Source organism: Micromonospora sp. L32 (genome assembly GCF_052068055.1).
GTDB lineage: Bacteria > Actinomycetota > Actinomycetes > Mycobacteriales > Micromonosporaceae > Micromonospora > Micromonospora purpureochromogenes.
This window is the reverse complement of the sequence record NZ_JBQHDD010000017.1, coordinates 55615-64019: the sequence shown is the minus strand read 5'-3', so window position 1 is coordinate 64019 and position 8405 is coordinate 55615. Positions and strand designations below refer to the sequence as shown.

The following is an 8405-nucleotide window of genomic DNA, read 5'->3' as shown; positions in this document are numbered from 1 at the left end:
CCAGGCCTCCTACCGGATGAGCGTCGACAACCTCGCCGACTGGATCGCCACCCGCGGCTACTCCGCCACCGCCTGACCCACCAACGACAAGGGCCGGCCCCCACCCGGGGCCGGCCCTTTCGTCGTACCCGGGGGTCAGCCCTCCGCGAGTACGGCGAGGATGCCCTCGCCGTACTTGGCCAGCTTGTTCTCGCCGACGCCGTTGATCTGGGAGAGCCCGGCCAGCGAGGTGGGCGCCTCGGTGGCGATCTGTCGCAGCGTGGCGTCGTGGAAGATCACGTACGCCGGCACGCCCTGCTCCTTGGCGGTGGCGGCCCGCCAGGCGCGCAGCCGCTCGAAGACCGAGGCCGCCTCCGGGGTGAGGTCGGCGACGACGGTGGCCGCGCCCCGGGGCTTCGCGGACCGGCTGGACGCCGGCCGCTCCGGCTCCCGGCGCATGGTCACCGTGCGGCGGCGGCCCAGCACCTCCGCGCTGGCCTCGGTCAGCGCCAGGGTGCCGTAGTCGCCCTCGACGGCGAGCAGCCCCTCGGCGAGCAGTTGCCGGACCACCCCGCGCCACTCGGCCTCCCGCAGTTCGGTGCCGATGCCGAAGGTGCTCAGCGAGTCGTGGCCGTACTGGGTGATCTTGTCGGTCTGCTTGCCGAGCAGGATGTCGACGCAGTGCCCGGCGCCGAAGCGCTGGTTGCGCTCCCGGTCCAGCCGGAAGACGGTGGAGAGCAGCTTCTGCGCCGGCACCGTGCCGTCCCAGGTCTCCGGCGGGGTGAGGCAGGTGTCGCAGTTGCCGCAGCCGGCCGCCCCGCTCTGGCCGAAGTATTCGAGCAACTGCACCCGGCGGCAGCGGACGGTCTCGCAGAGGGCCAGCATCGCGTCGAGGTGGGTGGCGAGGTTGCGCCGGTGCGCGAGATCGCCCTCCGACGTCTCGATCATCTTGCGCTGCTGCACCACGTCCTGGAGGCCGTACGCCAGCCAGGCGGTGGACGGCAGGCCGTCCCGCCCGGCGCGGCCGGTCTCCTGGTAGTAGCCCTCCACCGACTTCGGCAGGTCGAGGTGGGCGACGAACCGGACGTCGGGCTTGTCGATGCCCATCCCGAACGCGATCGTCGCCACCATCACCAGGCCGTCCTCGCGCAGGAAACGCTGCTGGTTGGCGGCGCGGGTGGCCGCGTCCAGGCCGGCGTGATACGGCAGCGCGGCGACCCCGTTGGCGACCAGGAACTCGGCGGTCTTCTCCACCGACGCCCGGGACAGGCAGTAGACGATGCCGGCGTCGCCGGGGTGCTCGTCGCGCAGCAGGGCGAGCAGCTGCTTGCGCGGCTCCTTCTTCGGCACGATCCGGTACTGGATGTTGGGCCGGTCGAAGCTGGCCACGAAGTGCCGGGCGTCGGTCAGCTTGAGCCGGCTGGCGATCTCGGCGCGGGTGGCGCTGGTCGCGGTGGCGGTGAGCGCGATCCGGGGCACCGTCGGCCACCGCTCGTGCAGCATCGACAGGGCCAGGTAGTCGGGGCGGAAGTCGTGCCCCCACTGTGAGACGCAGTGCGCCTCGTCGATGGCGAACAGGGCGATCCGGCCCCGGTCGAGCAGGCCGAGGGTGGCCCGGGAGCCGAGCGCCTCCGGGGCGAGGTAGAGCAGGTCCAGCTCGCCGGCGAGGAAGGCCTTCTCCACCTGGCGGCGGGCCTCCAGGTCCTGGGTCGAGTTGAGGAACCCGGCCCGGACGCCGACGGCGGTCAGCGCGTCGACCTGGTCCTGCATCAGCGCGATCAGCGGGGAGACGACCACCGCGACGCCCTCGCGGACCAGGGCGGGGATCTGGTAGCACAGCGACTTGCCGCCGCCGGTGGGCATCAGCACCAGCGCGTCGCCGCCGGCCACCACGTGGTCGATGACCTCCCGCTGGAAGCCGCGGAAGGCGTCGTAGCCGAAGACCCGGCGGAGCACCCGCAGCGCGTCCTCGGTGCGCAGGTCGGTGGGGGAGGTCATCCGCGGAGTCTACGAGCCGACGCCGACAACCCGCCGACGCCGACCCGCGCGGGAATACCGGCTCCGCCGTCGCCGCTTCCTGAAAAGGCCGCCGTGCCGACACCGGCACCGGTCGGACGGGCGGGAACCGATCGACGCCGCCCGGCGGGATAGAGTCGCTGATCGACCATGCGTGTCCGGGACGAACCGGACGCGGCACGGCTGGGGGGTAGTGGGTGAGCGAGGTGCGGACGACCGACGGGTACGCCCCGGACGGCGGCGCGGCGACGGCGGAGGCGGACACCACGCTGGTGGTGGTCACCGGGCTGTCCGGTGGCGGCCGGAGCACGGTCGCCCGGGCGCTGGAGAACGTCGGCTACTACGTGGTGGACAACCTGCCCCAGGCGCTGATGCTGGACATGGCCGAGCTGGCGGTCAAGGCCGGCGGCGCGGCCCGGCGTACCGCGATGGTGCTCGACGTGCGCTCGCGCGCCTTCTCCACCGATCTCGCCGGGGCGATCCGCGAGCTGCGGGACCGGGGCTTCTCACCGCGGGTGGTCTTCGTCGACGCCGACGACGAGGTGCTGATCCGCCGGTTCGAGAGCGTCCGGCGCTCGCACCCCTTGCAGGGCGAGGGGCGGCTGGCCGACGGCATCGCCGTGGAGCGCGGCCTGCTGGAGGAGGCCCGCGACCAGGCCGACGTGATCATCGACACCAGCCACCTCAACGTCAACCAGCTGCGGCGGCGTATCGAGGAGCTCTTCGGCGGCGAGGACGCCCGCCGGCTGCGGGTCACCGTGATCTCCTTCGGCTTCAAGTACGGCCTGCCGCCCGACGCCGACTTCGTGCTCGACGCCCGGTTCCTGCCCAACCCGTACTGGGTGCCGGAGCTGCGCGAGCACACCGGGCGGGAGGAGGCGGTCAGCGCGTACGTGCTGGGCCAGGAGGGTGCGGACGCGTTCGTCGCCGCGTACGCCGACCTGGTCAACGCCACCACCGCGGGCTTCGAGCGGGAGGGCAAGCGCTACCTGACCGTGGCCGTCGGCTGCACCGGTGGCAAGCACCGCAGCGTGGCCATCGCGGAGGAACTGGCCGGCCGGCTGCGCCAGTCGGATCTGGCCGCCAACGCTCAGCACCGGGACCTGGGGCGGGAATGACGGCGGCGAAGGTGGTCGCCTTCGGCGGGGGGCACGGGCTCTCCGCCTCGCTGCGCGCGCTGCGCCACTGCGCCGGCGACCTCGACCTGGACATCACCGCCGTGGTCACCGTCGGCGACGACGGCGGCTCCAGCGGCCGGCTGCGCGCCGAGCGTGGCGGGCTGCCCCCGGGCGACCTGCGGCAGGCCCTCGTCGCGCTGGCCGGCGACCACCCCGCCACCCGGCGCAGCGCCGGGCTCTTCCAGCACCGCTTCGCCGGTGACTCCGGCGACGGCCTGGCCGGGCACGCCGTGGGCAACCTGGTGCTCTGCGGCCTGATGGAGCAGCTCGGCGACCCGGTGGCCGCGCTGGAGCACGCCGGGGCGATGCTCGGCGCGGTGGGCCGGGTGCTGCCGATGTCCCGCCAGCCGGTGGGGATCGAGGCACGGGTGCGCGGCGCCGACCCGGCGCGCCCCGACGAGGTACGCACGGTGCGCGGCCAGCACCAGGTGGCGGTGACCACCGGCCGGGTGGAGTCGCTGCGGCTCACCCCGACCGCGCCGGACGCGTGCGCCGAGGCGGTCGCCGCGGTGGGCGAGGCCGACTGGCTGATCTTCGGGCCGGGCAGCTGGTACACCAGCGTGCTGCCGCACCTGCTGGTGCCCGGGCTGGCCGCCGCGATCGTCGCGAGCCGGGCCCGACGGCTGGTCACTCTCAACCTCGCGGCCGAAAAGGAGACCCTCGGCCTCTCCGTGGCCGACCACCTGGCCGCCCTGCACTCGTACCTTCCGCAGCTCACCGTGGACTTCGTGCTGGCCGATTCGAAGGCGGTGGGTGATCCCGAACCGGCCGGACGTGCGGCAGAATCGCTGGGTGCCCGGCTGGTCCTCGCCCCTGTCGCCGTCACCGACGGCTCTCCCCGTCATGATCCGGCCGCCCTGGGCGCCGCATTGGTGCCTGTCCTGGGCGCCGATCGTTAAGCACGTACGTAATCACCGGCGACACGCCGGTACCGGTCCGTGGAGGGGCGCAGAATGGCGATGACGGCTGCGGTCAAGGACGAGCTGAGTCGGGTCGACGTGCCCAAGCCCTGCTGCCGGCGGGCGGAGATGGCCGCGCTGCTGCGCTTCGCCGGCGGGCTGCACATCGTCTCCGGCCGCGTGGTGGTGGAGGCCGAGCTGGACACCGGGGCGGTGGCCCGGCGGCTGCGCCGGGAGATCGCCGAGGTGTACGGCTATCCGAGCGAGATCCACGTGCTCGCCTCCGGCGGGTTGCGCAAGGGCAGTCACTTCATCGTCCGGGTGGTCAAGGACGGCGAGGCGCTGGCCCGGCAGACCGGCCTGCTCGACGTGCGCGGCCGTCCGGTGCGTGGCCTGCCGCCGCACGTGGTGGCGGCCAACGTCTGCTGCGCGGTGTCCGCCTGGCGGGGCGCGTTCATGGCGCACGGCTCGCTGACCGAGCCGGGCCGCTCCAGCGCGCTGGAGATCACCTGCCCGGGGCCGGAGTCCGCGCTGGCCCTGGTCGGCGCGGCTCGCCGGATCGGCATCACCGCCAAGAACCGCGAGGTGCGCGGGGTGGACCGGGTGGTGGTCAAGGACGGTGACGCGATCGCCGCGCTGCTCACCCGGATCGGGGCGCACTCCAGCGTGCTGGCCTGGGAGGAGCGCCGGGTGCGCCGCGAGGTCCGGGCCACCGCCAACCGGCTGGCCAACTTCGACGACGCCAACCTGCGCCGCTCGGCCCGCGCCGCGGTGGCCGCCGCCGCCCGGGTGACCCGGGCGCTGGAGATCCTGGCCGAGGACGCGCCGAACCATTTGACCTCCGCCGGGCGGCTGCGCCTGGAGCACCGGCAGGCCTCGCTGGAGGAGCTGGGTGCGCTGGCCGACCCGCCGCTGACCAAGGACGCCATCGCCGGCCGGATCCGCCGGTTGCTGGCCCTGGCCGACAAGCGGGCCCGCGACCTGGGCATCCCGGATACGGAAGCGGCCGTCACGCCCGACATGCTCGTGGTCTGATAGGACGGTGGGGCTCCACGATGCGAGCGGGATCACCACCCGCCGCAGCGTGACGCCGCACGCTCGGATAAGGTCGCTGCGTACGGCAAGGGGGCCGGCACAGGCACTCTCGCCGTGCTCACCGCCTCGGGCGGTCAGGTCTTCACGGACCGCGGCGGGGTGGCCGAGATGAACCGTCAACGGCCGGCTCCAACGGTCGGCGCACACACCTCCGCCGGCCCGGGTCTGACGCCGGCGGACCAGAACGCGAGGAGATGGGACCTGTGACCATCCGGGTTGGCATCAACGGCTTCGGCCGGATCGGCCGTAACTTCTTCCGGGCAGTGCTGGCGTCCGGCGCTGACATCGAGGTTGTGGCGGTCAACGACCTGACCGACAACGCGACGCTCGCCCACCTTGTCAAGTACGACAGCATCCTGGGCCGCCTCCCGCACGAGGTGAAGGCGACCGCCGACGAGATCACCGTGGGCGGCAGGACCATCAAGGCGTACGCCGAGAAGGACCCGGCGAAGCTGCCGTGGGGCGAGGTCGGCGCGGACGTGGTCATCGAGTCCACCGGCTTCTTCACCGACGCCACCAAGGCCAAGGCGCACATCGACGGCGGGGCCAAGAAGGTCATCATCTCCGCGCCGGCGAAGAACGAGGACGTCACGGTGGTGATGGGCGTCAACCAGGACCAGTACGACCCGGCCAAGCACACCATCATCTCCAACGCGTCCTGCACCACCAACTGCCTCGCCCCGATGGCGAAGGTCCTGCACGACACGTTCGGCGTCCAGCACGGTCTGATGACCACCATCCACGCGTACACGCAGGACCAGAACCTGCAGGACGCGCCGCACAAGGACCTGCGTCGGGCCCGGGCCGCCGCGCTGAACATCGTCCCGACCTCGACCGGCGCCGCCAAGGCGATCGGCCTGGTGCTGCCGGAGCTGAAGGGCAAGCTGGACGGCTACGCGCTGCGGGTGCCGATCCCGACCGGCTCCACCACCGACCTGACCGTCAACGTCGGCCGGGAGACCACGGTGGACGAGGTCAACGCCGCGATGAAGGCCGCCGCTGACGGCCCGCTCAAGGGCATCCTGGTCTACAACGAGGACCCGATCGTCTCCTCGGACATCGTCACCGACCCGGCGTCCTGCATCTTCGACGCGCCGCTGACCAAGGTCGTCGGCAACCAGGTCAAGGTCGTCGGCTGGTACGACAACGAGTGGGGCTACTCCAACCGCCTCGTGGACCTGGTCAAGCTGGTGGGTTCCTCGCTGTGAGCATCCGCAACCTCGACGACCTGCTCGCCGAGGGGGTGTCGGGTCGGCGCGTGCTGGTGCGCGCCGACCTGAACGTCCCGCTCGACAAGCAGACCGGTGAGATCACCGACGACGGCCGCATCCGCGCGGTCCTGCCGACCCTGAGCGCGCTGGTCTCCGCCGGCGCCAAGGTGGTCGTCTGCTCGCACCTGGGCCGCCCGAAGGGCGCGCCGGACCCGCAGTTCAGCCTCCGCCCGGTCGCCGGTCGCCTCGGCGAGCTGCTCGACGCGCCGGTGCACTTCGCCGAGGACACCGTCGGCGATTCGGCTCGCTCCACGGTGGACGCGCTGGCCGACGGCCAGGTCGCCCTGCTGGAGAACCTCCGGTTCAACAAGGGGGAGACCAGCAAGGACGACGCCGAGCGGGGCGCGTTCGCCGACCAGCTCGCCGCGTTCGGCGACGCGTACGTCGACGACGCGTTCGGCGCGGTGCACCGCAAGCACGCCAGCGTGTACGACGTACCCGCCCGGCTGCCGCACGTCGCGGGCCGGCTGGTGCTGCGCGAGGTGGAGGTGCTCTCCAAGCTGACCGGTCAGCCGGAGCGCCCGTACGTCGTGGTGCTCGGCGGCTCCAAGGTCTCCGACAAGCTGGCGGTCATCGAGGCGCTGCTGCCGACGGTGGACCGGCTGCTCATCGGCGGCGGGATGTGCTTCACCTTCCTCAAGGCCCAGGGCCACGAGGTGGGCACCTCGCTGCTCGAGGAGGAGATGGTCGAGACCTGCCGCAACCTCCTGGAGCGTTCCGGCGGCAAGATCCTGCTCCCGGTCGACGTGGTGGCCGCGGACGCCTTCGCCCCGGACGCCGCGCACGACACGGTGCGCGCCGACGGCATCCCGAGCCACCGGCTCGGGCTGGACATCGGCCCGGAGACGGTGGCCGGCTTCGCCGCCGCGCTGTCCCAGGCGAAGACCATCTTCTGGAACGGCCCGATGGGCGTGTTCGAGATGGCGCCGTTCGCCGCCGGCACCCGCGGGGTGGCCGAGGCGATCACCAAGGCCGACGCGTTCAGCGTGGTCGGTGGCGGTGACTCCGCCGCGGCAGTGCGCTCGCTTGGGTTGGACGAGTCCGGTTTCGATCACATCTCCACCGGCGGTGGCGCCTCCCTGGAATACCTGGAGGGCAAGACCCTCCCCGGCATCGCGGCCCTGGAGAAGTGATGGCGAGCGTCACCCGCCGGCCGCTGATGGCCGGCAACTGGAAGATGAACCTGAACCACCTCGAGGCCAACCTGCTGGTGCAGAAGCTGGCCGCGAGCCTCACCGAGAAGCAGCTCACCGAGGTCGAGACGGTGGTCCTGCCGCCCTTCACCGACCTGCGCACCGTGCAGACCGCGGTGGACGGCGACAAGCTGCTGATCGGCTACGGCGCGCAGGACCTGTCGCCGTACCAGTCGGGCGCCTACACCGGGGACGTCGCCGGGCCGATGCTGGCCAAGCTGGGCTGCACGTACGTGGTGGTGGGGCACTCCGAGCGGCGCGCCTACCACTACGAGGACGACGCGATCGTCAACGCCAAGGTGGCGGCGGCGCTGGCCAACGGGCTCACCCCGATCCTCTGCATCGGCGAGGGCCTGGAGATCCGGGAGCAGTTGCGGCACGTGCCGCACTGCTGCGACCAGCTCGACGGCGCCCTGCGCGGGCTCACCGCCGAGCAGGTGGCCAAGGTCGTCGTGGCGTACGAGCCGGTCTGGGCGATCGGCACCGGCAAGACGGCGACGCCGGAGGACGCCCAGGAGGTCTGCGGCGAGGTGCGCAAGCGGCTGGTCGAGACCTTCGACCAGGGCACGGCGGACCAGGTCCGGATCCTCTACGGCGGGTCGGTCAAGTCCTCGAACGTGGCCGCGATCATGGCCCAGCCGGACGTGGACGGGGCCCTGGTGGGCGGTGCCAGCCTGGACGCCGAGGAGTTCGCGAAGATCTGCCGGTTCCCGGAGCACACCGCCCGCTGATCGCTCGCTATCCTTGAGGCCGCCCGTCCACCGGTCGGTGCCA

General features: G+C 72.5%; 7 protein-coding genes. 6 read left to right on the top strand and 1 reads right to left on the bottom strand.

Annotated features, from left to right (window positions below):
* Nucleotides 1-135 precede the first annotated feature (135 nt).
* Nucleotides 136-1977: a DNA helicase RecQ gene (gene recQ / locus ACTMTB_RS29960; protein ID WP_441149496.1), complete on the bottom strand. Its 1842-nt coding sequence runs from the start codon at nt 1975-1977 to the stop codon at nt 136-138.
* Nucleotides 1978-2192: 215 nt separating this feature from the next.
* Here recQ and rapZ point away from each other — a divergent pair, with 215 nt between their 5' ends.
* The 6 genes from rapZ to tpiA all read left to right on the top strand — a co-directional run bounded on the left by rapZ (nt 2193) and on the right by tpiA (nt 8362).
* Nucleotides 2193-3113 carry an RNase adapter RapZ gene (gene rapZ / locus ACTMTB_RS29955; protein ID WP_407940578.1) on the top strand — a complete coding sequence of 307 codons (921 nt, stop codon included), beginning with the start codon at nt 2193-2195 and terminating at the stop codon, nt 3111-3113.
* Nucleotides 3110-4072, top strand: a complete 963-nt coding sequence (locus tag ACTMTB_RS29950; RefSeq protein WP_154943662.1) for a gluconeogenesis factor YvcK family protein — start codon at nt 3110-3112, stop codon at nt 4070-4072. Before rapZ ends, ACTMTB_RS29950 begins: the two co-directional genes overlap by 4 nt.
* A gap of 54 nt (nt 4073-4126) precedes the next feature.
* Entirely contained in the window at nt 4127-5107 is a 981-nt protein-coding gene (gene whiA, locus ACTMTB_RS29945) for a DNA-binding protein WhiA (protein ID WP_088999356.1), read from the top strand.
* 263 nt (nt 5108-5370) lie between these two features.
* Nucleotides 5371-6375: a type I glyceraldehyde-3-phosphate dehydrogenase gene (gene gap / locus ACTMTB_RS29940; protein WP_441149495.1), complete on the top strand. Its 1005-nt coding sequence runs from the start codon at nt 5371-5373 to the stop codon at nt 6373-6375.
* On the top strand, nt 6372-7571 hold the full coding sequence (locus ACTMTB_RS29935; protein ID WP_088961242.1) for a phosphoglycerate kinase: 1200 nt from the start codon (nt 6372-6374) through the stop codon (nt 7569-7571). Before gap ends, ACTMTB_RS29935 begins: the two co-directional genes overlap by 4 nt.
* Nucleotides 7571-8362 carry a triose-phosphate isomerase gene (tpiA, locus tag ACTMTB_RS29930; protein ID WP_154943656.1) on the top strand — a complete coding sequence of 264 codons (792 nt, stop codon included), beginning with the start codon at nt 7571-7573 and terminating at the stop codon, nt 8360-8362. Before ACTMTB_RS29935 ends, tpiA begins: the two co-directional genes overlap by 1 nt.
* Nucleotides 8363-8405 lie beyond the last annotated feature (43 nt).

Coding starts and splice junctions, on each gene's coding strand:
- recQ (WP_441149496.1), bottom strand. CDS start 1,977: ATGACCTCCCCCACCGACCTGCGCACCGAGGACGCGCTGCGGGTGCTC.
- ACTMTB_RS29950 (WP_154943662.1), top strand. CDS start 3,110: ATGACGGCGGCGAAGGTGGTCGCCTTCGGCGGGGGGCACGGGCTCTCC.
- whiA (WP_088999356.1), top strand. CDS start 4,127: ATGGCGATGACGGCTGCGGTCAAGGACGAGCTGAGTCGGGTCGACGTG.
- tpiA (WP_154943656.1), top strand. CDS start 7,571: ATGGCGAGCGTCACCCGCCGGCCGCTGATGGCCGGCAACTGGAAGATG.